This is a genomic window from Rhizobium sp. 05L429 (genome assembly GCF_056397645.1).
On sequence record NZ_JBFTNV010000034.1, the window covers coordinates 58,057 to 82,693 of the forward strand.

The 24,637-nt window shown below is 60.6% G+C and carries 21 protein-coding genes; 13 read left to right on the plus strand and 8 right to left on the minus strand.

Translation table 11 applies throughout. The features are described from left to right. Positions 1-191: 191 nt before the first annotated feature. The 3 genes from AC1DNW_RS28385 to AC1DNW_RS28395 are packed head-to-tail and all read right to left on the minus strand — an operon-like array spanning position 192 to position 3,950. Positions 192-1,871: an ABC transporter permease gene (locus AC1DNW_RS28385; RefSeq protein WP_477855110.1), complete on the minus strand. Its 1,680-nt coding sequence runs from the start codon at positions 1,869-1,871 to the stop codon at positions 192-194. An 11-nt stretch (positions 1,872-1,882) separates the two neighbouring features. Continuing rightward, positions 1,883-2,842 carry an ABC transporter substrate-binding protein gene (locus tag AC1DNW_RS28390; RefSeq protein WP_477855111.1) on the minus strand — a complete coding sequence of 320 codons (960 nt, stop codon included), beginning with the start codon at positions 2,840-2,842 and terminating at the stop codon, positions 1,883-1,885. Next, on the minus strand, positions 2,835-3,950 hold the full coding sequence (locus AC1DNW_RS28395) for an ABC transporter ATP-binding protein (RefSeq protein ID WP_477855112.1): 1,116 nt from the start codon (positions 3,948-3,950) through the stop codon (positions 2,835-2,837). The genes AC1DNW_RS28390 and AC1DNW_RS28395 overlap by 8 nt, the downstream gene beginning before the upstream one ends. On the opposite strand from AC1DNW_RS28395, the gene AC1DNW_RS28400 reads away from it, so the two are divergent. Together AC1DNW_RS28400 and AC1DNW_RS28405 are read left to right on the plus strand one after the other, a co-directional pair. Then, positions 3,949-4,356, plus strand: coding sequence for a hypothetical protein (locus tag AC1DNW_RS28400; protein ID WP_477855113.1), 408 nt, complete (start codon positions 3,949-3,951; stop codon positions 4,354-4,356). The genes AC1DNW_RS28395 and AC1DNW_RS28400 overlap by 2 nt on opposite strands. 102 nt (positions 4,357-4,458) lie before the next feature. Beyond that, a complete protein-coding gene (locus tag AC1DNW_RS28405; RefSeq protein WP_477855114.1) occupies positions 4,459-5,289 on the plus strand; it encodes an MBL fold metallo-hydrolase in 831 nt (276 codons plus the stop codon). Here the strand turns inward: AC1DNW_RS28405 and AC1DNW_RS28410 are convergent. Both AC1DNW_RS28410 and AC1DNW_RS28415 read right to left on the minus strand, forming a co-directional pair. Further along, entirely contained in the window at positions 5,271-6,038 is a 768-nt protein-coding gene (locus AC1DNW_RS28410; protein WP_113296866.1) for a polysaccharide deacetylase family protein, read from the minus strand. The genes AC1DNW_RS28405 and AC1DNW_RS28410 overlap by 19 nt on opposite strands. After that, positions 6,028-7,122, minus strand: a complete 1,095-nt coding sequence (locus tag AC1DNW_RS28415; RefSeq protein WP_477855115.1) for a glycosyltransferase family 4 protein — start codon at positions 7,120-7,122, stop codon at positions 6,028-6,030. The genes AC1DNW_RS28410 and AC1DNW_RS28415 overlap by 11 nt, the downstream gene beginning before the upstream one ends. A 192-nt stretch (positions 7,123-7,314) precedes the next feature. Between AC1DNW_RS28415 and AC1DNW_RS28420 the strand changes: the two genes are divergently transcribed. Then, entirely contained in the window at positions 7,315-9,030 is a 1,716-nt protein-coding gene (locus AC1DNW_RS28420; RefSeq protein ID WP_477855116.1) for an adenylate/guanylate cyclase domain-containing protein, read from the plus strand. After that, positions 9,030-9,908 carry an FkbM family methyltransferase gene (locus tag AC1DNW_RS28425; RefSeq protein WP_477855117.1) on the plus strand — a complete coding sequence of 293 codons (879 nt, stop codon included), beginning with the start codon at positions 9,030-9,032 and terminating at the stop codon, positions 9,906-9,908. Before AC1DNW_RS28420 ends, AC1DNW_RS28425 begins: the two co-directional genes overlap by 1 nt. Here the strand turns inward: AC1DNW_RS28425 and AC1DNW_RS28430 are convergent. Continuing rightward, the gene (locus AC1DNW_RS28430) at positions 9,905-10,810 is read right to left on the minus strand and encodes an NAD(P)/FAD-dependent oxidoreductase (RefSeq protein ID WP_477855118.1); all 906 of its coding nucleotides are present in this window, start codon (positions 10,808-10,810) and stop codon (positions 9,905-9,907) included. The genes AC1DNW_RS28425 and AC1DNW_RS28430 overlap by 4 nt on opposite strands. Positions 10,811-10,944: 134 nt before the next feature. Between AC1DNW_RS28430 and AC1DNW_RS28435 the strand changes: the two genes are divergently transcribed. Next, entirely contained in the window at positions 10,945-11,400 is a 456-nt protein-coding gene (locus tag AC1DNW_RS28435) for an Rrf2 family transcriptional regulator (RefSeq protein WP_477855119.1), read from the plus strand. Between the two features lie 7 nt (positions 11,401-11,407). Here AC1DNW_RS28435 and AC1DNW_RS28440 read toward each other — a convergent pair whose 3' ends face one another. Then, entirely contained in the window at positions 11,408-11,887 is a 480-nt protein-coding gene (locus tag AC1DNW_RS28440; protein ID WP_113307941.1) for a class I SAM-dependent methyltransferase, read from the minus strand. A gap of 120 nt (positions 11,888-12,007) precedes the next feature. On the opposite strand from AC1DNW_RS28440, the gene AC1DNW_RS28445 reads away from it, so the two are divergent. Further along, on the plus strand, positions 12,008-13,183 hold the full coding sequence (locus AC1DNW_RS28445; protein WP_477855120.1) for a DUF3095 domain-containing protein: 1,176 nt from the start codon (positions 12,008-12,010) through the stop codon (positions 13,181-13,183). On the opposite strand, the gene AC1DNW_RS28450 is transcribed toward AC1DNW_RS28445, so the two are convergent. Further along, the gene (locus AC1DNW_RS28450; RefSeq protein ID WP_477855121.1) at positions 13,173-14,516 is read right to left on the minus strand and encodes a nucleotide sugar dehydrogenase; all 1,344 of its coding nucleotides are present in this window, start codon (positions 14,514-14,516) and stop codon (positions 13,173-13,175) included. The genes AC1DNW_RS28445 and AC1DNW_RS28450 overlap by 11 nt on opposite strands. 426 nt (positions 14,517-14,942) lie before the next feature. On the opposite strand from AC1DNW_RS28450, the gene AC1DNW_RS28455 reads away from it, so the two are divergent. From AC1DNW_RS28455 to AC1DNW_RS28485, 7 genes are all read left to right on the plus strand, one after another. Next, on the plus strand, positions 14,943-16,283 hold the full coding sequence (locus AC1DNW_RS28455) for an adenylate/guanylate cyclase domain-containing protein (RefSeq protein ID WP_477855122.1): 1,341 nt from the start codon (positions 14,943-14,945) through the stop codon (positions 16,281-16,283). Positions 16,284-16,467: 184 nt separating this feature from the next. After that, positions 16,468-18,357, plus strand: coding sequence for an ABC transporter ATP-binding protein (locus AC1DNW_RS28460; protein ID WP_477855123.1), 1,890 nt, complete (start codon positions 16,468-16,470; stop codon positions 18,355-18,357). Next, on the plus strand, positions 18,357-20,261 hold the full coding sequence (locus AC1DNW_RS28465) for an ABC transporter substrate-binding protein (protein WP_477855124.1): 1,905 nt from the start codon (positions 18,357-18,359) through the stop codon (positions 20,259-20,261). Before AC1DNW_RS28460 ends, AC1DNW_RS28465 begins: the two co-directional genes overlap by 1 nt. 3 nt (positions 20,262-20,264) lie before the next feature. Then, entirely contained in the window at positions 20,265-21,263 is a 999-nt protein-coding gene (locus tag AC1DNW_RS28470) for an ABC transporter permease (RefSeq protein WP_113296878.1), read from the plus strand. Next, positions 21,263-22,438, plus strand: a complete 1,176-nt coding sequence (locus tag AC1DNW_RS28475) for an ABC transporter permease (protein WP_477855125.1) — start codon at positions 21,263-21,265, stop codon at positions 22,436-22,438. The genes AC1DNW_RS28470 and AC1DNW_RS28475 overlap by 1 nt, the downstream gene beginning before the upstream one ends. 95 nt (positions 22,439-22,533) lie before the next feature. Continuing rightward, positions 22,534-23,742, plus strand: a complete 1,209-nt coding sequence (locus AC1DNW_RS28480) for a glycosyltransferase family protein (protein ID WP_477855126.1) — start codon at positions 22,534-22,536, stop codon at positions 23,740-23,742. An 11-nt stretch (positions 23,743-23,753) separates the two neighbouring features. Then, the coding region (locus tag AC1DNW_RS28485) for a glycosyltransferase (protein WP_477855127.1) at positions 23,754-24,637 on the plus strand (884 nt) is incomplete at its 3' end.

Sequence of the window (24,637 nt, forward strand, 5' to 3'; positions counted from 1 at the left end):
CGAAGGTGCACCCACCTGAGAGGGTTCCAGGACAAGAATACGGCACCAGCGGAAATGATGAGGAAGACAACGACCGCAAGGCCGATGAAAATCCCTGTGACTGGAGCCATGTTCACCCCAAAAGACTGCCTAACGGAGTTATCTCAACAATCTCGGCAAGAAACAAGAACCTGCCTAATTTGGAGTGCGCCTCAATCCGCGACCATATTGCCGCGCCGCATCAGCCCCATCAGGATCACTGGCAGCAACGTCGTGATGCAGATGGCGATGAAGGCCATTGCCATGCCAAGTCCGATCGAACCCTGTTCGAACTGACGCCAGATGAAAGTCGCAATCGTCTGCATGCCGACAGGGGCGACCACGACAGAGGCAACGAGTTCACGCGAGGCAAGCGCGAAGACAAGCAGCATCGAAGAGGCTAGGCTCGGGAAGACAAGCGGCAGCAGGATGCGGCGGAAGGCGGTCACGCCGCTCGCACCACAGACGCGAGCTGCCGCTTCGAGATTATCGCCGATCTGCTGGAAGGCAGCCGTCGTGTAACGCACCGGCTGCGGCAACAGGATGCAGCAATAGGCAAGCAGCAGGATGAAGCCCGTATTATACGGCGTGAACGGCAGGCCCGGCATGTTCCAGGCAAGGATGAGGCCAACGGCAACCACGATGCCTGGCAGGGCGTTCGGCAGGATGGTCATCACATCGATCGCCGTGCGGCCTGAAATCTTGGTCTTCACGACAGTATAGGCGGCCGTCACGCCAATCAGGCCGGTGATCAGCGCCGTGCCGATGCCGAGTGAGAAACTGTTGATCAGCGCCGTCACTGCACCCGCGCTGTTGCCGAAGACCGCCATGAAATTGTCGAGGCTGATATTGTCGAGGGCAAGACCGCCGGAGATCGTGCGGGCCAGCGCAGTCGCAAGGATCGCCAGCAACGGCACGCCGGTTGCCAGGAAAGCGACGACGGCAAAGGCGATCATGACAGGCACCTTCAGCGCGCCGAGCGGTCGCTTGTCCTTTGCGGTCGGTTTGCCGCCGACCGTCTGGTAGGAGCGGCGCGCCAGAATCCAGCGCTGCAGCAGGAAGGTGACGAGCGACATGGCGACAAGCAGCAGCGACAGGATCGCCGCACCCGGCAGATCGATCGGCCAGTCGGTGACGCGCAGATCGATGCCGGTCACCAGCACCTGAAAACCGGCGCGGCGGCCGAGTGCCGCCGGCGTGCCATATTCCTCGATCGCTGCAGCAAAGACCAGCATCAGGCTCGCCGTCAGGCCGGGGGCCGAGAGCGGCAACGTGATCCGCCAGAAGGCGCGCGCCGGCGAGGCGCCGAAGACGCGGCCGACATCGGCATAACGCGCGCCGACGGCTTCGACCGTGCGCGACACGGCGAAATAGACAACCGGGAAGGTGTTGAAGGCCATGACCAGCGTCATGCCGAAAATCGAAAACAGGAAGGGCGCCAGATTGAAGCCGGCGAGCTGCTGCAGATAACCGCGCGGCTGCAGTGTCATGATCCAGCCGAGCGTGGCGATATAGGGCGGGATCATGAAGGGCACGAGCAAAAGCACGTCCCAGAGGGGCGCAAAGGGAATTCTGTAGAGGGCACGGAAAACGCCGAGCGGTACAGCGACGAGCGCCGAAGCAAACACCACGCAAGCACCGAGCAGGACGGTATTGCCACCCATGCGGATGAGCGAGCTGTCTGCAAGCGTCGCATAAAGCGAGGAGAAAGGGCTCGCAAACGAGCCCTGTCCGAGTTCGGGAAAGATGCCTTGCAACACCACCGCAATGAAGGGAACGGCAACGACGATAACAAGACCGGCTGTTGCCAGCCAGGCGGCCGGAGCCGTACCGCCGATGCCGTTTCCTCTCATCAATCTGGACCTTACTTGGCGCCGTAGAGATCGGCGAAAGTCTTCAGCGTTTCCTTGCGCTTGCCGTAGACGGCAGCCGTGTCGTACTTCAGGAGCGTCAGGTCGCTGATCAGCGGACGGCTGGCGGCAACGTCGGTGCGCGACGGCATCAGCATTTCACCGGCAACCAGCGCCTGACCTTCGTCTGAGAGCATGTAGTCGATGAACTTCTTGGCGTCGTCCTGGTTCTTGGACGACTTCATGATCATGGCCGGACGCGGCGCGATGACCGTACCGGACTTCGGGAACACGACTTCGATGCTCTCGCCCTTCTTCTGGGCAGCGAGGGCGATATAGTCGACAGCGCCGAAGACGACGGCCTTTGCACCCTGCAGAACCGGGTTCAGGGCGTCGGCATTGGCACCGGCGATGATCGCGCCATTAGCCTGCAGACCCTTGAAGAGCTTCCAGTCGTCCTGCCCGGCAAGAGCAGCCGTCAGTTCGAAGGAGGAGCCGGACTGGGCCGGATCCGGAATGTTGACGAGGTCCTTGTATTCCGGCTTGGTCAGGTCAGCCCATTCGGCCGGCTTCGGCGTGCCGCTCTTGGTATTCCAGACGATGCCGAGAGCCGAGATGCCCTGTGCAACGGCGCCTTCGGACTTCAGGAAATCCGGAACCTTGGCAGCGTTCGGGCTAGCATAGTTGACGAGCCAGCCGCGCTTGGAGAAGTCGTTGGCCGTATCCCAGGAAGCCGAGATGACGACGTCGACAACCGGGTTTGCGGCCTCGGCTTCGATACGGGCCATGACCTTGCCGGTCGTTGCCTGGAAAACATTGACCTTGACGCCGGTCTGCTTGGTGAAACCGGCCGACAGCTTGTCGATCAGGCTCTGCGGGCCAGCGGTGTAAACGGTGACGTCGGCATGGGCGACACCGGCCATCAGGGCGGCGGCGACGACGCCAAAAGTGATGCTCTTCAATGACTTAAACATGTTCCAACTTCTCCTCTATGGATTGGGATATTTTCTGCTGAAACCAGCGGATCTGTGCTGCGTCGATCGTAAGGCCGATGGTCTCGCCGGCACGAAGCTTGGCGCGGCTCAGAACCTGCAATTCCAGGCCCGGCAGGCCGGAGAGCGAAACGCTCGCCAGATGCCCGTCGCCGCGGAACTGCGAGCGCAGTACGGTGGCGGCAAGGCGATTAGTAGAGGCTTCGCCGGCCGAGATGGAGGCGACGGGGATCAGTACGCGGGCGCTGTCGCCGGCAATGCCTTCAGCTTCGGTGAGCGCGATGTCGCTTCCCTTGAAATGCCAGGAGGGTCCGCGCCGCTCGATATCGGCAAGACAGCCAAGCCGCAGGAAGTCGGCAACCTCAGGCGTCGCCGGTCGCTCGATCAGGTCGTCGGGCGAGGCAAGCTGTTCGATCAGGCCTGACCGCATGACCGCAACCTCGTCGGCAAGCGTCAGCGCCTCGCTATGGTCGTGCGTCACATAGATCGCCGTCAGGCCGAGCGAGGAGATGAGCTCGGCGAGCTCACCCACCATGTTTTCGCGCAACTCGCGATCAAGATTGGAAAGTGGCTCGTCGAAAAGGATGAGCTGCGGCTCGGCGACGATGGCGCGCGCAATTGCGACGCGCTGCTGCTGGCCACCCGAGAGATCGCTCGGCCGCCGGTCGGCATAAGCCGTAAGCCCGACTCGTTCCAGAGCGCGCATCGTCCGGGTCTGGCGCTCGGCCTTGCTGATACCGCGCATTTCGAGSGGAAAGGAGACATTGCCGCCGACCGTCAGATGCGGCCAGAGCGCGTAATCCTGGAAGACCATGCCGAGCCCGCGCCGCTCCGGCGGAACGAAGGCGCCGGTCGCACCATCTGCAACGGTGGTCCCGGCAATCGACACGGAACCCCTGGTCGGCGCAAGCAGGCCGGCAACCAGCCGCAGAAGCGTGGTCTTGCCGCAACCCGATGGGCCAAGCAACGCCAGTGTCTTTCCCTTTTCCAGAGAAAAATCAATGCCTTTGAGAATCTGCGTCGGTCCGTAACTCAATTCCAGGCCCGCCGCGGCAACGGCAGAAGACGATCGGATTGAGGGGGCGTTCATGGGCAGACCAAATGTCGCTTTAGAGAAAGTATGGCGACATTTAGGCACCCCGGATGACAGCTTTGCGACGGATTTATTTCAATTTTATGACAATATCCTCCAGGGGAGAACGTTAGCGTTTCGCGCCGGAATTCACGACCGGAACAAGCAGTCCCTCCCGCAACCGCGCCTCGCCGCTGGCCGTCTTCGGCGCAGTTTTCATACCGTCTCGGTGCTTCAGCACCGCCAAAAGCAGGGGATTTGCATTTTCGGTCGCGCGCAACCATTTAAGATGCATGATACCGCGGGAAATGTCGCGACCTCGCATACGCCGGGACGTTTACAGAAAACGAACCATACCGGCTTGCATTCTGAGCCAAAAGCCGATTGCTTAGGAAAATCTACTTCTTCTTCGGCTAGCCGTTAGAAGAGTGCGAGGGGATATAGGCAAACCCGTGGAATTCTGCAGCTTCGCATCGGGATCGATGGTGACTACGATGACGAAGCGGGAAAGCTGGTTTGAAGGAAAATGAGTAACGATCTGTTTCAGGTGAAATTTTGGGGCGTTCGGGGAAGCATTCCCGTGTCAGGCCCGGAATTCGACCGATATGGAGGCAACACCTCCTGCATAGAAATTCGTTGCGGCGAGCACCGGATGATCTTCGATGCTGGCTCGGGTCTGCGCGAGGCGGGCCTGTCGCTTCTTGCCGATGAGGTCCACGATGTCGACCTCTTCTTCAGCCACTGCCACTATGACCACATTATTGGCCTGCCCTTCTTCAAAGCGATCTACTACCCGTCGATCAACGTCAACATCTGGTCCGGCCACCTAGACGGCAAGATGAGCACGCGCGAGATGGTCGAACAGTTCATCAGCCCGCCCTGGTTCCCGGTGAAGACAGATATCTGTCAGGCAACGATGAACTTCCGCGATTTCCATGCGGGCCAGACACTGACCCCGCATGCGGGCGTGGAGATGCAGACCTATATGCTGAACCATCCGGGCGGCGCGATCGGTTACCGCATTCGCTGGAAAGGCCGCGTGGTATCACTGATCTATGACATCGAGCACATTCCAGGCACGTACGATCCGGTCGTGCTTGAGATGATGAAGGACGCCGACCTCGTCGTCTACGACTGCACTTATAATGAAGACGAGATGCAGCGCTTCAAGGGCTTCGGCCACTCCACATGGCAGCACGGCACCGAACTTGCCACGATGGCTGGCGCCAAGCGCTTCGCCTTGTTTCACCATGCGCCCTCGCGCACCGATGAACAGCTCGCTGTCATGGAAAGCCAGGCGCAGGCCGTCTTTGCCGGCGCATTCGCCGCCCGCGACAATCAGGTCGTCGACATCTGATGCTGCACCAGCGCGCCTGCTGAAACCCATTCCACTGCGGGGTGGCCCGCAGTCGCCTCGAAGAGTTCGGCAAGGAACTCCCAGGCCGCCGCGTCATGCACCAGATGATGCCCGAGCACGCCGATCGGTTCGCTGCTACCCTCGAACCTGTCCTGCAACTCCGTGACCAGTGCGCCGATCAGGTCTGCCATCGGCCGCCCGCCGCGTGTGCCGTGCCAGTCCATGAGGTCGACATGGGAGTTGATGATGGCGATCGGGTTTTCTCCCTTGACGCGCCCGTAGGTCGAAAGGGATTCGAAACCGAGCGCCGGCAGCTTGGGAATGAGACCCTTGTCGATCCGGTTCCAGGGCGGAACCAGCATTGCCAGAAAGCGTGTCGGGTAGAGACCCTTGAGCTTCAGGACGCCTTCGTAGAGTTCACCGAGAATGGTTTCTTGCAGGCGTGATCCGCCCAGCTCCTGCTTCTTGTCGTCAGGGCCGGCATAATTATGATGCGCCCAGCCGTGAACCGCCACGCTGACATGCACCTCTTCCGCAAGCCGCTGAGCGAGCGGCGCGCCCGTAAACGCCGGGATAACCGCAAGCGTGACGGGGATGCCGTAGCTTTTCGTCTCGGACAGCAGTCGCTCCAGCGCCGCCGTCGGCTCGATCGCATCGTCATCCCGCAGCCAGAGCCGCGCCGCGCGGCCGGCGTCGCGCCAGCGCTCCAGCTCCCGATACAACGGTTCGCGGATGGTGCTATCGATCATGTGCTGCTCCTGCATGATTGCGTAGGATCAAATCCAGTTCTTTCGCCGCGCCGGCGAGCGAGCGCTCGCCAATGACGAAGCGGCGGGCGGCTGACGCGATGGCGTCACGGCCCGCCCGGTCATCCAGCAGTCCGGCAATGGCTTGCGCATAGGCTTTCATATCGCCATCAGGCGTCAATAGCCCGGTCACATCGGCCTCCACCACGGCAGGCACGCCTGCGGTCCTCTGCGCCACCACAGGAAGGCCCGCCGCCTGTGCTTCGAGATAGGCAAGCCCATAGGCTTCGCCGCAGCCCGGCCACACATACATGCCGCCCCCTGCCAGCAATCCGGCGATCTCTTCCGGCTCCCTTTGGCCGAGCCAGTCGATACGACCGGGCGCAAAGCCGGCAAACAGCGCCTCCACCTCTGCCCGTAGCGGACCGTCTCCTACGATGCCGAGCGTCCATGGACGCTGCTCGATCACCCGAAGTGCCGCAGCGAGCATCTTGTAGCTCTCCAGCTTGTCGCCGGCCCGCATCATGGCCACGGTCATCAAGCGTTGCGGATCGGGGACAGGCGACACCGCCTCGAAGAGCGCCGTGTCGATGAAAGGCTTTACTCCGGCGATGCGCGCCTCTGGAAAGACCTCTTCCAGTCCTTTCCGGTCGCGTTCGGTGAAGGCGATATTCACCGCCGCTTGGCGGATCGCGTCACCCACCGGTTTCTGAAAGAAGGCCCAGCCCAGCCCGTCGCGCTTGCGCGAATAGGAGGCTTCGGCCGTGACATAGGGAATCATGAATTCCGCCGAGATTGCCGGGCCGAAGAGATCGGGGGACTTGTAATAGGGATGGTAGCAGAACCAGAGTTCCGGCTTCGGCTCCTCCCGCCATTTGCTCCGCAGCCGCTTGAGCTCCTCTTCGGCTTTCGCCAGCACATCTGCAGCCGCCTCCGGCGTGCCGGCATGGACACGGAACTCGGACACGACGTCGACCGAATGCCCGGCCATTTCCAGCGCTCGGATCAACAGCTGCGCCATCAGCCGGTCGCCCGAAGGCACCGGATGACCAGGCGATTTCATCGGCGCGTAGAAAGCGATCCGCATCGCGACACTCCGTTTGTGACAGTGTGTTTCCAATCGGCGCTCGCGCCGTAGGCGAAAATTTCCGCTATTGTCACTATCCTTGAATGATACAGACAGGCATACCGAAGCGATCGTGATTAGACGAGACGATAATTCCGCCCTTTTTCGTCTTCTCTAGTGCGTTTGCGATTTGAGCTTCAAGARCAGGAATTGATGACCACGGTTTGGGCCACAGGGATTTTTTMGGAGCGTACGATCAGGAAGGCCAGGCTCGGTTCCGGCCTTGTGATGTTCGTCTTCATCATCCTGCATATGTCAAACCATGCATTGGGGCTCGTTTCGCTGACKGCGGCCGATGATGCGCGCCGGTTGTTTTTGGCGATCTGGCGCAATCCGCTAGGCACCCTGCTCTTCTACGGCTCGGTCCTCGTCCACATGACGCTGGTGCTGCGTGGGCTCTATATGCGCCGCAGCCTCGTCATGCCGAAGAACGAAATGGCACAGATCGTTCTCGGCCTTCTGATTCCGCTGCTGCTCATCGACCATGTCATCGGCACACGCATCGTCCATGCACTCTACAGCTATACCGATAATTACGAGACGATCGTTCGCACGCTCTGGATCAACTCACCGCAGAATGGCGTACGCCAGACTTTCGCACTGCTTGCGGTCTGGATCCACGGCTGTATCGGCGTACATTTCTGGCTGCGCTATCGGCCCTGGTACGAAAATTCCTCATCGCTGCTTCTGGCGATCGCCATCCTCCTGCCGGTGCTGGCGCTGCTCGGTTTCGTCGAGATGGGCCGCACGCTGTCCGATCCCTCCTACATCGCGGCCGAATCCGGACATTATGAAGAAACGATCAATACCCGCTATTACAACGATCCTGAGGCACGCGAGCAAATCGCGACGATCCGCGCCGTGCTCTATGGCAGCTTCTCCGGAGCGCTTGCCCTCGTCATTCTGGCGCGGGCACGCCGCAGGCTGAAAGAGCGGGCGAACCAGGTCGCCGTTCACTATCCCGGCGGCGAGACGGTGCGCGTACCCCGCGGCTTCACGGTGCTGGAAGCAAGTCGGCTCGGCGGCCTGCCGCATTATTCGGTCTGTGGCGGCAAGGGCCAGTGCTCCACCTGCCGTGTGCAGATACTCGGCGACTATTGGACCCTGCCGCCGCCCGACAAGCTGGAGCAAACGACGCTGAAGCGTATAAATGCCGCGCAGGACGTGCGCCTTGCCTGTCAGCTCCGCCCGGATAAGGATTTGACCGTCGCGCCGCTGCTCGTGCCACAGACGGAAGCTGCCCTTCCCGCCAACAGCCAGGAAACCAGCCCCGGCAGCGAGCGCGAGATCGCCGTACTCTTTTGCGACATGCGCCATTTCACGACGCTGACCGAAACCCGCCTGCCCTTCGACGTCGTCTTCCTGCTCAACCGCTATTTCGGGATCGTCGGCAAGGCGGTGGAACAGGCCGGCGGGCGGCTTGACAAATTCATCGGTGACGGCGCCATGGCACTCTTCGGCCTCAACACGACACCCGAGGAAGCCTGCCGGCAGGCGATCTCGGCCGCAACCGCGATCATTGCCGAGGTTGAGAAGCTCGCTGCCGAACTCTCCGACGAACTGCCTTTGCCGCTGCAGATCGTCATCGGTATCCACGCCGGCCCTGCGGTCGTCGGTACCATGGGCTATGGGCGCGTGCGCAGCCTGACCGCCGTCGGCGACACGGTCAATGTCGCAAGCCGTCTGGAGACGGCGGCCAAGGAGCTCGATGCGGCGATCGTCATTTCCGAGCCGGTCGCAATGCGCGCCGGCATTGATGCGGAAACGGTAGAAAGCTTCGAAATCAGCGTGCGCGGTCGGGCGCTCCCCTTGAAAGTCTATGTCGTTCCGAGAGAGAAAGCGGCTGAAGCGCTCAAGGAAAGACAATAATGTCCGGCCAAGCATGGCTTACCGCCAAATATTGGAAACGCCGCCTGCGAAAGGCGCGCAATGCGTTGGCCACGCGCTTCTTTGACACCCGCACGGGCCGCCGGCTACTGATCGAAAATATCGGACTGCGCGTCACGTCCATGACCGTCGATGCCGGCGATCATCTGATGAGTTTTTCGCCCGCCGACTATATCGGCCGCAAGGTCTTCCGGAAGGGCCATTTCGAACGGCAGGCCGTCGACCGGCTGCTCGTGATCTTGCGCCAACGCGGCCTGTTGAAGAAGKACAGCATGCTGCTGGAGATCGGCGGCAATATCGGCACGCAGACCGTCTATTTCGCGCTCGCCCGAGCATTTCAGGGGATTGTCAGCGTCGAGCCAGACCCGCGCAATTTTCGCCTTCTGGAACAGAATATCCGTCAGAACGGCTTTTTGAACACGGTGCGTCTCGTCAATTGCGCTGCCGGCGAAGCTGGAGGCGAGATCGACTTCTTCCTGAACAGCGCCAATYACGGCAAAAGCAGCGCGATCCGCCAAAGTGCCACCGACCAGAAGATCAGCGTGCCGGTGCAGCCGGTTACCGGCATCCTCGACGGGCTCGGCATCGACCAGGCTGCCATCGGCCTCGTCTGGATGGATATCGAGGGATACGAGCCCGTTGCCTGCCGCTCGATGCTGCCGCTGCTCTCCCGCCGCACGCCGCTCTATATGGAATTCACGCCGCTTTTCTACGGTCCGGAGGGAACGCGGGATTTCGTTGCCTGGCTCGCCGGCTTCTATGAGGATTGCCTGGTCTTCTTCGAGGATTACGAGCAGCAGATGAAGGTGCGCGACCTGCCTGGAAGCATCGACCAGTACGACGTGCTGTTCCTGCCTTAGGCGGCGGACTGCATTGCCAGCGATTGATGGCAATGCACGCCGGCAAGCACGCCTGAGGCGGAAGCGAGTGTGGCGTTATGCATGGCGCTTGCCGCATCGCCGGCGGCAAAGACACCCTTGACGGTGGTTTCCTTGTTATCGCTGGTCCGGATGAGCGGGCCGAACGGGCCGTCGTCGAAGACACAGCCGAGCCGTTCGGCAATCGGGCTCGCCATCGCCGTTTTCGGAGCGACAAACACAGCATCCAGCGGCACGACCCGGCCATCGGCAAGGCGAACGGCATCAAGTTTGGGATTGCCGCCCAATAATTCCACGACAGGGCTGCGTTCGATCCGAACGCCGCGCGCGGTCAGCCGTACGAGTTGCTCTTCATCGGGCTCGAACAGCGCTTGGGTGAAATAGGTTGTCTCTCCCCAGTCGGGGATCAGAATGGCGGAATGTGCCGAATGTGGATGGTTTGCAAGAACGCCGAGCTTGCCGCCACTCACCTCATAACCGTGACAATAGGGGCAGTGCAGCACGGAACGCCCCCATCGGTCGCGCAGACCGGATATCTCGGGCAGCGTATCGCTTATGCCGGTTGCCAGGACGATGCGCGCGGCCCTTTCTTCACCACCATCCTTGACACCGATGACGAATTCGTCGCCATCGGCACGCGCCTGAATAACTTCCCCGTCGCGGATGGTGATGGTCGGATAAAGCGAAAGCTGCCGCCTTCCCTCCCGCATGATCGCCGCCGGCGTTTGGCCGTCCTGGCCCAGGAAGCCATGTGACGCCTGCGAAAACCGATTGCGCGGCGCGCCCATATCRATCAGCAGAACGCGGCGTCGCGCCCGTACAAGCTGCATGGCCGCGGACAGGCCGGCGAAATTTCCGCCGATAACGATGACCTCGAATGACATGAACCCTCCTTGACGACGCGTCTATCTTGCAGCAACATAAGTTACATGAAACAACACAGTCAAGCATCATGTTACTTGTCTTGTTACGATCCGCTTGTGATAATGGCCCGTTCGATCGACGGGAATAGAACTTCATGCGCAATGACAGCCGCCTTTCACGCATGCTGCACGTGCTGATCCATATGGATCGGCATGAGCATTCTGCGACCTCCGAAATGATTGCAAAGATGCTGAACACCAATCCCGTGGTCGTCCGCCGCACCATGGCTGGCCTTCGTGAACAGGGCTATGTCCGTTCCGAAAAAGGGCACGGCGGGGGCTGGACGCTGGTGCGGCCTTTGTCGGAAATCACCCTGCTTGATGTCTACCGCGCCATCGGCGAACCACATCTTTTCGCCATCGGCCCGGCCGACGATCAACCGAAGTGCCTTGTGGAACAGGCCGTGAATGCCGCCCTCGAGGATGCGATGAAGGAGGCACAGGCCCTGCTCCTGCGGCGATTGGGCAGCGTGACACTGAACGAAATCGCGGCCGACTTCGAAGCTAAATTTGCCGCGGTCTCGGCTACGTCCTATTCCTGCGCCTCATAAGCGCGGATCATTTCCTGCGGTAGAGAAAATAGCGCCCCTCTTTGATGCCGCCGGGCAAAGGCAGAGGCAAGAGCTCGGGATGTTCCAGCGGCAGGCCGCTGACGGCAATGCCGTGATGGGTAAGCACGCCGGCCATCAGCTGCGGCAGCCAGGTCAGCGTCACGGCATCGATCTCGTCATGACCGGTGCCGATATCGGCATGGGCGAGCGCGGCATTGATCCCGAGGAACGTCTGGCCGGTATCGCGGATATTGCCTGTCACCATATTTTCGGCCGGCGGCGTGGAGGCGGAATAGGATCGTATTTCCCAATCGAAGGCGATGATGCGCCGGTCAGAAAAATGCTCGCGCAGATGGTCGTAGGTGCGGCCATTGCCGAGGCCGAATTCGAGCACCGGCCCCTCCACCTCTTCCACAAGATCGATGATGGCATTGAGAATATCGCGTTGAGCCGTCAATCGGCGAATGAAGCTATCGAGGCGGCTCATCTTATCCTGTCCGTCATAAAATATGTCAGCGGTGCTACCATATCGATGCGGTGCAAGTCGATTGCCCGAAACGCAAATTGCCGTTGCAGCGGTAACACGGGTCTGTGATAAACTTGGCCCATGAACGAGATGTCCAACGACGCATTCTTCGCCAACGTGCCTGTTTTCAGCGACTTCGAAGGCGTGACCGATGAGAGCAATTACCGGCCGCTGCCCGAAGGGTGGGTGCTGGCAATGGCCGATATAGTCGGCTCGACCAAGGCGATCGCCGGCGGGCGCTACAAGGACGTGAACATGGCCGGCGCCAGCGTCATTTCCGCGGTGCTGAATGCCGTCGGCAAGGGCGACTATCCTTTCGTCTTCGCTGGTGACGGCGCGCTGATCKCCTTGCCCGCTTCGCTTGAGAAGGAGGCGCGCGAAGCGCTTGCCGCGACACAGGCCTGGGTGAAGGAGGATCTTGACCTTGATCTCCGTATCGCCATCGTGCCGATCGCCGATATCCGCGCTGAAGGTCTCGATGTGCGCGTCGCCCGCTATTCGGCAAGCCCCTTTGTCACCTATGCGATGTTTTCCGGCGGTGGCACGATCTGGGCCGAGAAGAACATGAAGATGGGATGGTACGGCGTCGAAAAGGCCGCACCCGGCGCTCGCCCGGATCTGAACGGTCTCTCCTGCCGCTGGAGCCCGATCGAGGCGCGCAATGGCGAGATCGTCTCGATCATCGCCGTGCCCGGCGACGACGGCCCAGGGCCAGAATTTCAGGCTCTTGTCGCCGGCATCGTTTCCATCACGGCAGAACAGAACCGCGGCGGGCATCCGGTGCCCGAAGATGGGCCGGAGCTTGCCTTCTCGATGAAGGGCATCAATCGCGAGGTGAATGCCACCGCACCTGAGGGCAAACGCCTGCGACAAAAGCTCTTCATCCTCCTGCAGATCGGACTGACCGTTTTCCTGCACAAATTCGGCATCACTTTTGCGCATTTCAACGCGCGCCGCTATAAGAAGGACGTCTCGGGCAATTCGGATTTCCGCAAATTCGACGACGGGCTGAAGATGACCATCGATGTCGACGCCGCCCACCTCGCCCGCATCGAGATGCTGCTGAAGCAGGCCCAGCAGGAGGGAGTGGCTCGCTACGGCCTGCACCGCCAGTCATCGGCACTGATGACCTGCTTCGTGCCGACGCCACTGTCGCGTGACCACATGCACTTCATCGATGGCGCAGCCGGCGGCTATGCCGTCGCCGCCAGCCAGATCACCGGCAAGCAGCTTTCCGGCGTGCTCGTTACGCCTTGATGACGTGATCGCCCGAGAGGCCGAGCCGGCTTAAGACGTTTCGGGTGTCGACAATCAGTCTGGCGCTTTTCGAAAGAGCCGCATAGTCGATCATGTCGTGATCGGTCGCGATGAGAACCGCGTCGTATCCTGCAATGGCTTCCGGTCTCAGGTCGACGGATTTCCGGCCCTTCAGCGCTTGATATTCGCGCGTCTGTGGAATTTCCGCGACGAAGGGGTCATGATAATCCGCCTTGCCGCCGCGCTCCTCGATGATTTCGATCAGACGCAGCGACGGGCTTTCCCTGATATCGGCAACGTTCTTCTTGTAAGCGAGGCCAAGCACGAGGACGCGTGAGCGGCTAAGCGCCTTACCGGCCCGGATATCCAGCGCCTCGGCCAGTTTGCCGACGACATAGCGCGGCATCGCCGAATTGATCTCGCCGGCAAGCTCGATGAAACGGGTCGGCAGCTCGTATTCGCGCGACTTCCAGGTGAGATAAAAGGGATCGATCGGAATGCAGTGGCCGCCGAGACCGGGGCCGGGATAGAAGGGCATATAACCGAACGGCTTGGTCTTGGCAGCGTCGATGACTTCCCAGACATCGATGCCCATTGCCGCGTAGACGGTCTTCAGCTCGTTGACGAGTGCGATATTGACCGAGCGGAAGATGTTTTCGGTGAGCTTGACTGCTTCCGCCGTCGCATTGGAGGAGACCGGAACGACGGTCGAGACGGCTGTCCCGTAGAAGGATTTCATCAGCGACAGGGCTGCCGCACCATCGCCTGCAACGACCTTCGGGATGGTCGCGGTGTGGTAATGCTGGTTACCGGGGTCTTCACGCTCCGGCGAGAAGCCGACAAAGAAGTCGGAACCGGATTTGAGCCCTGTCTCTTCGAGAATGACCTTTACGATATCGTCGGTGGTACCCGGGTAGGTGGTCGATTCCAGCACGATGAGCTGGCCCGGCCGCAGATGGGCGGCAATCGACCGCGACGTGGCTTCCACGAAAGAAAGATCGGGATCGCGATGTTTGGTAAGCGGCGTCGGCACGCAGATGACGATCACATCGCAATCCGAAAGGCTGGCGAAATCGGTCGTCGAGAAAAAACGCCCCGCATCGATCTCGGCCGTCAGCGCCTCGTTCGTCACCGCATCGATGTAGGAGCGGCGGGCATCCAATGCGACGATCTTCTTGGGGTCGATATCGAAGCCGGTCACGGCAAAGCCGCTGCGTGCCACAGCCATCGCCAGCGGTAGGCCGACATAGCCAAGGCCGATAATGCCAGCGCGCGCCGTGCGGGCCTCAATCTTCTTTGAAAGCGTCTCGAAGGTGGAAGAGCGTGCGTCCAAGGCCATGCCTCTTGCGAAAAGTGAATCCGAACGCTGATCTAATGCATGATCGCGGCAAATTAAACCCAGCCCCTTCGCAGTGTCTGACCGTGCCGCGCCTTGGATTCATTAGCCGGGTGTGGCCGAAATTACTCGGGACCGCCGGTCCCGGCAACCAGGACGCACAAAAAAATGCGTATCCCATTGTTTCGCACTTCCGGCGTGCCTATTTTGGCAACTGATAATGAACCACTTTGCAAAGATTGCTCGCCCGTTTCCAGGAGGTCGGAAGCCGGCGGGTGTCAGTGCCGGGTCATCGGCACATCGTTGACACGATAATACCGCTCGTACATCCTGAATTCTTTGCGATCTGCTCACCGTGAATGGGCAGGTCCGGGTTGTTTTTGTCTTTGGGGATGGACGTGCGCCATGAGGATAATACCAAGAATGAGCACGATCGAATCCAGCGTATCCTCCATTTTGTTGGACCGTGTTGCTGAATGGCTGACGAATTCTTCGCTGGCCGGTGACGACCTTGAAAACATCGTGCGCGGTTTCTGCGAGCGGCTTGCGGCCGCCGGATTGCCACTTGCGCGCGTCCACCTGACCTTCTCGATGCTGCATCCGCTCTACGACGCACTGAGCTTCACCTGGAAGCGCGCCAGCGGTGTCACCATCGAGGGCTTCCGCATGCCGGCCGGCCAGAAGCCGGACCGTTTCCTGCAGAGCCCTTATTTTTATCTTCTCGACAACAATCTGCAGCATATCCGCCGCCGCATCATGGCGGAGGGGCCGAGTGAATTTCCGATCTTCGAGGATTTGCGCCAGGAAAAAATCACCGATTATCTTGCCTTCGTGCAGCCCTTCGGCGATGGATCGGCTCAGGGCATGATGGGTTCCTGGTCGACCGACAGCCCGGCCGGATTTTCAGACGACATGATCGACGCGCTGCTGCGCATGCAGAACCATCTGGCGGTCGCCGCCAAGATGGCTGTGCTTGCCAAGCTCGCCAACAATATGCTGACCACCTATCTCGGCGGCGATGCCGGCAAGCGCGTGCTGAACGGCCAGGTCCGCCGTGGCGATGGCGAGACGATCCGTGCCGCCCTTGTCATGGCGGATATGCGTGAATCCACCATGTATGCCGAAAAGGAGGGCCGGCAGGCCTATATCGATACGCTCAACCAGTTCTTCGATGCGATCGCCGCACCCTTCAACCGCAACGGCGGCGAAATCCTGAGCTTCCTCGGCGACGGCTTCCTGGCCGTCTATCCCTGCGGTCGCCACAAGGACCCGTCGAAGATCGCCTGCGAGGCAGCGCTTTCCGCCGTGCATCATGCGCAGGCGCGTGTTGCCGAACTGAACAAGGATCGCGAGACGAAGGGGCTTCCGAAGATCGGCTACGGCATCGGCCTGCATGTCGGCAACGTCATGTTCGGCAATGTCGGCCTGAAGGATCGGCTTACCTTCTCTGCCTTCGGTTCGGCAGTGAACGAGGTGCAGCGCCTGCAGGTGCTGACGAAGAAATATACTCGCGAGGTCGTCGCCAGCCAGGCTTTTGCCGGCTATTGCGGCGGCGAATGGATCACGCTCGGCGAGGAAAAGCTGCGCGGCATCCGCCAGAAGGTGACGGTGCTCCAGCCGCGGGCCCCCGCATCTGCCATTCACGTCGACGAAGGCTTCCGCGAATCCGTTCAGAACGGCCTTTCGGAAGCCGAACAGGTCATCATGCTTCACCGCGACAAGAAACAGGTAAAACGCCCGCCGATCGAAAAATTCATTCAGTAACCACGCGCGAACATTGCAGCGGCTTCAGCCGCTGCGCCGTACATCAGAACCTTCGCATCAAGCGCCCTGTAAAACGGGCGCCATGTGCCATTTTTTCCCATGTCTGTCATCAACTGGACACCCCGTTTACGGTACGATAGTGTGCCTTAACGGGAACACATAAGGACTGGGGAATTTCATTGGTATGGCGTCTGCTGCCGATCTGTTGCGTGTTGAGAATCTGGATGTCGCCTTCTCCGTTTTCGGCGACCGGCTGCGCGTCGTAAAGGAAGCCAATCTCCGCATCCTGCCGGGGAAAGTGACTGCCCTCGTAGGCGAAAGCGGCTCTGGCAAATCCGTCATCAGCCAGGCGATCATGGGCATCCTGCCGGCACCCGCCCATGCGAGCGGCCGTATTCTATTTACTGATCCGCTGGACGGCAAGGCGACCGATATCCTGTCGCTTTCGCGTGACAGTGCCGAGATGCGTGACCTGCGTGGCCGCCGCATGGCGACCATCTTCCAGGAGCCGATGACGTCGCTCTCACCGCTCCATACGGTCGGCAACCAGATCAGCGAAGTATTGCTGATCCACACGGATGCCGACAAGAAGGAAGCGCGCGAGCGCACCGAGGAAATGCTCGGCCTCGTCGGCTTTTCCAATCCGAAGCGTACTTACGACATGTATCCGTTCGAACTTTCCGGCGGCATGCGCCAGCGCGCCATGATTGCCATGGCGCTGATCTGCAAGCCGGCACTGCTGATCGCCGACGAGCCGACCACGGCGCTCGACGTGACGATCCAGGCGCAGATCCTCGAATTGCTGCGCGACCTGCAGGCCAAGCTCGGCATGGCCATGCTGCTCATCACCCACGACCTCGGTGTCGTCGCCAATATGGCCGACGAGGTGGTGGTGATCTATCACGGCGAGATCATGGAAGCAGGCCCCGTCGAAGCGATCTTCCGCAATCCGCAGCATCCGTATCTCAAGGCCCTGATGGCCGCTGTTCCGCACTTTGACATGAAGCCAGGCGAGCGGCTGAAAGCGCTTCGCGAGGTTCCGGTCAATCTGGAATCGCTGATCGGCAAGAAGAAGCCGGTCGAGAAGGAAGCGCCGGGCGTGCTGCTCTCCGTTGCCAACCTTTCCAAGACCTACAAGACGCGCAAGCGCGGCTTTTTCGGTGGGCAGGAAGCAGCCGTCGTGCATGCTGTCGACGATGTCAGCTTCGATATCCGCCGCGGCGAATGTCTGGGACTGGTCGGCGAATCCGGCTGCGGCAAGACGACGGTCAGCAAAATCCTGATGCGCGCAATTACCCCGGATAGCGGGGCGGTCGTCTTCAACGACGGCAAGGAGGTCATCGATGTCCTCTCCGTCAAGGGTTCGGAACTGCAGGAACTGCGCACCAAGATCCAGATGGTGTTCCAGGATCCGGTCTCCTCGCTTTCGCCGCGCATGACAGTTCGCAATATCCTGAGCGAACCGCTGGAGATTCATGACCGCGGCAACAGCGCCGAGCGCAAGGCCAAGGTCGAGGGGTTGATGGGCGCAATCGGCCTCGACCGTCGCTATCTCAACCGCTATCCGCACAGCTTCTCCGGCGGCCAGCGCCAGCGCATCGGCATTGCCCGCGCCCTCGCCCTCGGCCCCAAGCTCGTCATCCTCGACGAACCGGTCTCGGCCCTCGACGTCTCGGTGCAGGCGCAGATCCTCAATCTATTGAAGGACCTGCAGAAGGAGCTGGGGCTCACCTACCTCTTCATCTCGCACAACCTCGCAGTCGTCGATTATATGGCCGACCGCATCGCCGTCATGTGCAGGGGCCGCATCGTCGAAATCGCACCGCGCGAGATCATCCTGCGCAATCCGGTTCACCCCTATACGAAGTCATTGCTTGCCGCCGTTCCCTTCCCGGATCTCGACAGGCCACTCGACTTCAAGGCGCTGCAGGAAAACGGCGCGGCCGACAAGCAGAACTGGGGGCCTGTCTTCCGGGCGGACCACGATGACGCCTCCGAACTCGCTTATGCCGATCTCGGCGGCGGCCATCTGGTGCGCGCCCGCAAGGGCGCCGATGCTAAGGAGCTGGTCTGATGGTAACGCGCCGCATCTTTCTCGGCGGCCTGATCGGGTCGGCCATCGCGCCTTCGGTGCTGCGGGCTCAACCGATCGCCGAGCCAGAATTTTTGAAGGCCAGGGTCGCTGACGGCAGCTTGCCGCCAATGGCAGAGCGCATTCCGACTGAGCCGCGTATCGTCAATCTCAAGGAGATGGGCCGCGTGCCCGGCACCTATGGCGGCAATGTGCGCACCATCATCGGCGGCGTGCGCGATATCCGCTACATGACGGTCTATGGCTATTCGCGGCTGGTCGGCTACGACACGAAGTTGCAGTTGCAGCCCGATATCCTACGGGACTTCACCTCGGAGAATGACACGGTCTTTACCTTCCGCCTGCGCGAGGGGCACAAATGGTCGGACGGTCACCCCTTCACGGCGGAAGCCTTCCGCTATTGGTGGGAAGAAGTCATCCTCAACAAGGAACTGACGCCCGGCGGCGGCGCTCTGGAGCTGCGTCCTCACGGCTCCCTGCCGCGCTTTGAAGTGCTCGACGAACTGACTGTGCGCTATAGCTGGGACAAGCCTAACCCGGTTTTTCTGTCGGCGCTTGCCGGGCCTCTGCCGCTCGTCATTTATGGCCCGGGCCATTACCTGAAGCAGTTCCACAAGGGCTTTCAGGACAAGGCCAAGCTTGAAGAGCTGATGAAAAAGAACCGCGCCAAGAAGTGGGCCGATCTGCACATCAAGATGGCCCTCGCTTCTCGGCCCAACAATCCTGAGCTGCCGACGCTCGATCCCTGGCAGAACCGCACGGCTCCGCCGGCCGATCAGTTCATCTTCGACCGCAATCCCTTCTTCCACCGCGTCGACGAGAACGGCATGCAGTTGCCCTATCTCGACCGCTTCATCCTCAATGTCTCGTCTTCGTCTATCATCGCCGCCAAGGCGKGTGCTGGCGAATCCGATTTGCAAGCGACCGGCATCGACTTCAACGACTACACTTTCCTGAAAGAGGCAGAAAAGCGCTTCCCGGTGAAGGTCGATCTCTGGAAGATGGCGCGCGGCTCGCGCATCACACTGTTGCCGAACCTCAATGTCGCCGACGAAGCCTGGCGCGCGCTCTTTCGCGACGTACGCTTCCGCCGGGCCTTGTCGCTGGCGATCGACCGGCACGAGATCAACATGGTCGCTTTCTACGGCCTCGGCAAGGCGAGTGCCGATACGGTGTTGCCCGAAAGCCCGCTCTTCAAGCAGGAATATGCCGACGCCTATGTGAATTTCGACCCTGACACGGCCAACAAGCTGCTCGACGAACTCGGCCTCGACAAGCGCGACAGCGATGGCATCCGCTTGCTGCCTGATGGACGCCGCGCCGAGATCACCGTCGAGACAGCCGGCGAGAGCAATCTCGACACGGATGTTCTGGAACTCGTGCACGATCACTGGGCCAAGATCGGCCTGGCGCTCTTCACCCGCACCTCGCAGCGCGACGTCTTCCGCAATCGTGCCATGAGCGGCTCGATCATGATGTCGATCTGGTACGGGCTGGATAACGGTGTGCCAACCGCCGACATGTCTCCCTATGGACTAGCCCCTACGCTGGATGACCAGCTTCAATGGCCGCTCTGGGGCATGTACTATCTTTCGGCCGGTCAGGAAGGCAAAGCTCCCGATCTGCCGGAGGCGGCCGAGCTTGTGGATCTTCTGAACCAGTGGGGCGCAAGTGCTACGACGGAAGAGCGTGAGGTTATCTGGCACAAGATGCTGTCCCTCTATACCCAGCAGGTCTTTTCGATCGGCCTCATCAACAGCACTCTGCAGCCGATCCTCACGTCCGCCAAGATGCAGAACGTGCCGGAGCACGGGCTTTACGGCTTCGATCCGACCTCCTTCCTCGGCGTCTACATGCCGGACACCTTCTGGTTCAAGGAGGCCTGAGCAATGATCCGCTATATCCTCTGGCGTATCGCCGCCATGGTGCCGACCCTGCTCGTGATATCGGCGCTGGTCTTCGTCATCATCGAACTGCCGCCGGGTGACTTCTTCGAAAGCCAGATCGCCGAACTGCGCGCCCAGGGCGAGACTGCAAACCTGCAGGAAATCGAGGAACTGCGCCATCAATACGGTTTCGACCAGCCGGAGATCGTGCGTTACTTCTTCTGGGTCGGCGGGATGCTGCATGGCGATTTCGGCTATTCCTTCGAATATCAGCTGCCGGTTTCCGACGTTGTGGGCGACCGCCTGTGGCTGACGATCCTCGTCTCCTTCTCGACCATCCTTCTCACCTGGCTGATCGCCTTCCCGATCGGCATCTATTCGGCGACCCATCAATATAGCTGGGGCGACTACGGACTGACTTTCTTCGGCCTGCTCGGCATCGCCATCCCGAACTTCATGCTGGCGCTGATCCTGATGTATTTCGCCAATGTCTGGTTCGGACTCTCCATCGGCCATCTGATGGATCAGCAATATCTGAACGAGCCGATGAGCTGGGCGAAGGCGAGGTCGATTCTTTCTCACCTCTGGATCCCCGTCGTCATCGTCGGAACGGCCGGCACAGCCGGCATGATCCGTCGCCTTCGCGCCAACCTGCTCGACGAGATGCAGAAGCAATATGTGACGACAGCGCGCGCCAAGGGGCTGCATCCGGTGCGCGCGCTGGTCAAATATCCGCTGCGCATGGCGCTCAACTTCTTCGTCGCCGATATCGGCTCGATCCTGCCGTCGATTATTTCGGGCGCGGAGATCGTCGCCATCGTGCTGTCGCTGGAAACCACGGGGCCGATGCTCATTAAGGCACTGCAGAGCCAGGATATGTATCTTGCCGGCTCGTTCCTGATGTTCCTCGCCTTCCTGAACGTCATCGGCGTGCTGATTTCCGATATCGCGCTCGGCTTCCTTGATCCCCGCATCCGTCTGCAAGGCAGGAGCACCAAATAATGTCGCCCCTACCCGCTCCCGGTGCGCCGCTGCCGCATTATGTTTCGACCGCCCCGTTCGATCCGATCGCAACGGAGACGATGACATCTGCGCAGTCTCGTATCCACCTCGCCTCGCAGAAGCAGCTCATGTGGTGGAAGTTCAAGCGCCACAAGCTGGCGCTTGCATCCGGCATTTTCCTCGCCGCCGTCTACTTCATGATCCTGATCGTCGAGTTCCTGGCGCCTTACGGTCTGCATACCCGCAACGTCGATTTCATCMATTCGCCGCCGCAGCGCGTCCGTCTTTTCGACAGCCAGGGCAATTTCGTCGGCCCCTTCGTCTATGGCCGGYAGATGACGCTCGATATCGACACCCTGCACCGTCTCTATACCGACAAGCAGAACGACATCCAGCCGATCCGCTTTTTCTGCCGTGGCGATGGCTACAAGTTCTGGGGGCTCGTCGCATCCAATTATCATCTCGTCTGCCCTGCGATCGGCGGTCAGATGTTCCTGCTCGGCACCGACCGCCTCGGACGCGACGTGCTTTCACGCATCCTTTATGGCGCGCGCATCTCGCTCACCATCGGGCTGATCGGTATTTCCATCAGCTTTGTGCTCGGCATCGTCATCGGCGGCCTCGCTGGTTATTGGGGTGGCATCTTCGACCTCATCGTCCAGCGCCTGATCGAAGTGCTCCAATCACTGCCCTCCCTGCCGCTCTGGATGGCACTTGCCGCCATCATGCCGGTGACATGGAGCCCAATCGTCATCTATTTCGGCATCACCGTCATTCTTGGCATCATCGACTGGACAGGGCTTGCCCGCGCCGTGCGCTCCAAGCTTCTCGCGCTGCGTGAGGAAGATTATGTCCAGGCAGCCCAGCTCATGGGTGCCAGCACGCCCCGTGTCATCGGCCGGCATCTCGTGCCCGGCTTCATGTCGCATCTCATTGCATCCGCCACCATTTCCATTCCGGGGATGATCCTCGGTGAGACGGCGCTCTCCTTCCTCGGCCTCGGCCTGCGGCCGCCCATTACCAGCTGGGGCATCCTGCTGACAGAGGCCAAGAGCGTCAGCGTCATCGCCTTCTATCCGTGGCTGCTGTTTCCGATCGTTCCGGTGGTGCTGGTGATTTTGGCGTTCAATTTTCTGGGAGATGGCTTGCGCGATGCGGCAGATCCCTACAAATAGCGTCGAGTTCGGCCGGGTGCTTCGCGTCCGCCGCCTCGTGGCCTCCGATTTACGGGGGTGGTAGAAGTATGTCGTCCACCTCAGAGGGCACACACATGGCCAGACGCCTCGAAGATGCACGCATCCTCATGTACAGCCACGATACATTCGGCCTCGGCCATTTGCGCCGATGCCGCGCGATCGCCCATGCTCTCGTCGAGGACTATCGCGGCCTGAACATCCTGATCATATCAGGCGCGACGATTGCCGGCGCCTTCGATTATCGTGCCCGCGTCGACTTCGTGAAGATCCCGAGCGTCATCAAGCTTCGCAACGGCGAATATACGTCGCTTGCCAGCCACATCGACCTGCACGAGACGATGAAGATGCGCGAATCCAGCATTCGCCATACGGCGGAGACCTTCCAGCCCGACATCTTCATCGTCGACAAGGAGCCGATGGGTCTGAAGGGCGAGGTCGAGGAAACGCTTGCCTATCTGAAGGCGCGCGGCACCATTCTGGTGCTGGGTCTGCGCGAGATCATGGACGCGCCGCATCTGCTCGAAGCCGAGTGGAAGAAGAACAGCGTGATGCAGAAGATCGATCAATATTACGATAGCATCTGGGTCTACGKACCGCCGGATTTCTACGACCCGCTCGTTGGCCTCGACGTGCCCCCGAGTGTTCGCCGCAAGATGGATTTCGTCGGCTTCCTGCAGCGTAGTGTCTCCAAGGGCAAGAACTCGCTGAACGCCCGCAAGGACGACTATATCCTTGTCACGACCGGCGGCGGTGGCGATGGCTCYGATCTCGTTCACGACGTGATGAATGCCTATGAGGCCGACGAGACGCTGACGCAGAAGGCACTTGTCGTACTTGGTCCGTATATGCCGGCGGCCGAACGTGCAAAGCTGGTGAAAAAAGGCGAGCAGATCCCCTATATCGAGGTAATCGAGTTCGACAATCACATGGAAGAGCTGATCGACGGCGCGACCGCCGTCGTCGCCATGGGGGGCTACAACACCTATTGCGAGATCCTCTCCTTCGACAAGCCGGCGCTCATCGTACCGCGCGTTGCCCCGCGCGAGGAGCAGTTGCTGCGCGCCCGCCGCGCCAGCGAACTCGGTCTCGTCGACATGCTTCTGCCTGAGCAGTCGGGCGACCCCTCCGTCATGGCCGAGACGCTGAAGCGCCTGCCTGCGCGACTTCCGCCATCGAAGAGCGGCTGCAATATGCACCTTGAGGGGCTGGATCATATTTCCCGCACCGTCGGCACATGGCTGGATAGCCGCGGACGCCATCTTTCCCTCGTCGGCGCAGAATAAAGAGCCATCCTTTGCCGCCACGTCGCAAGATTCTCGTCGTGCTGAAAGGCTATCCCCGCCTTTCGGAAACCTTCATTGCCCAGGAATTGCTAGGCCTCGAAAAGGCCGGCTTCGACCTGACGCTGATTTCCATGCGCCGGCCGACCGACAAGAAGCGTCATCCTGTCCAYGACGAGATCAAAGCGCGCGTCGTCTATCTCCCAGAATATCTGCACGAAGAGCCGATCCGCGTGCTGAAGGGCCTCCTTGCCGGCTTTTCGAAACMCGGTTTCGGCGCGCTGATGAAGCGTTTCCTTGCCGATCTGCCGCGCGACATTTCCCGCAACCGCTTCCGCCGGCTCGGCCAGGCGCTGGTGCTGGCGCGCGAATGGCCTGACAACGGCGAGTGGCTGCATGCTCATTTCATCCATACGCCAGCTTCGGTGACGGAATATGCGAGCATTCTGACAGACACGCCCTGGACCTGCTCGGCCCATGCCAAGGATATCTGGACTTCACCCGACTGGGATCTCGGCCAGAAGCTCGGAAGCGCCCGCTGGGCGGTCACCTGCACCCGCAGCGGCTACGAGCATATGAAAGCGCTGACGGGGCGCCAGAATGCGGTACATCTGAGCTATCATGGCCTCGACCTCGCCCGCTTCGGCCATTTCGCCGGCGAGCGCTCGAACCGTAACGGCAGCGATCCCACCGACCCCGCCTTCATCCTCAGCGTTGGTCGGGCGGTGGAAAAAAAGGGCTACGACGTGCTGCTGCGCGCGCTTGCCCTGCTGCCCGGGGAAATCAACTGGCGCATGGACCATATCGGTGGTGGCGAGGAGCTTTCCAAGCTGAAAAAGCTTGCCGCTGAACTCGGCCTTGCCGATCGCATCACCTGGAAGGGTGCACTGGCGCAGGA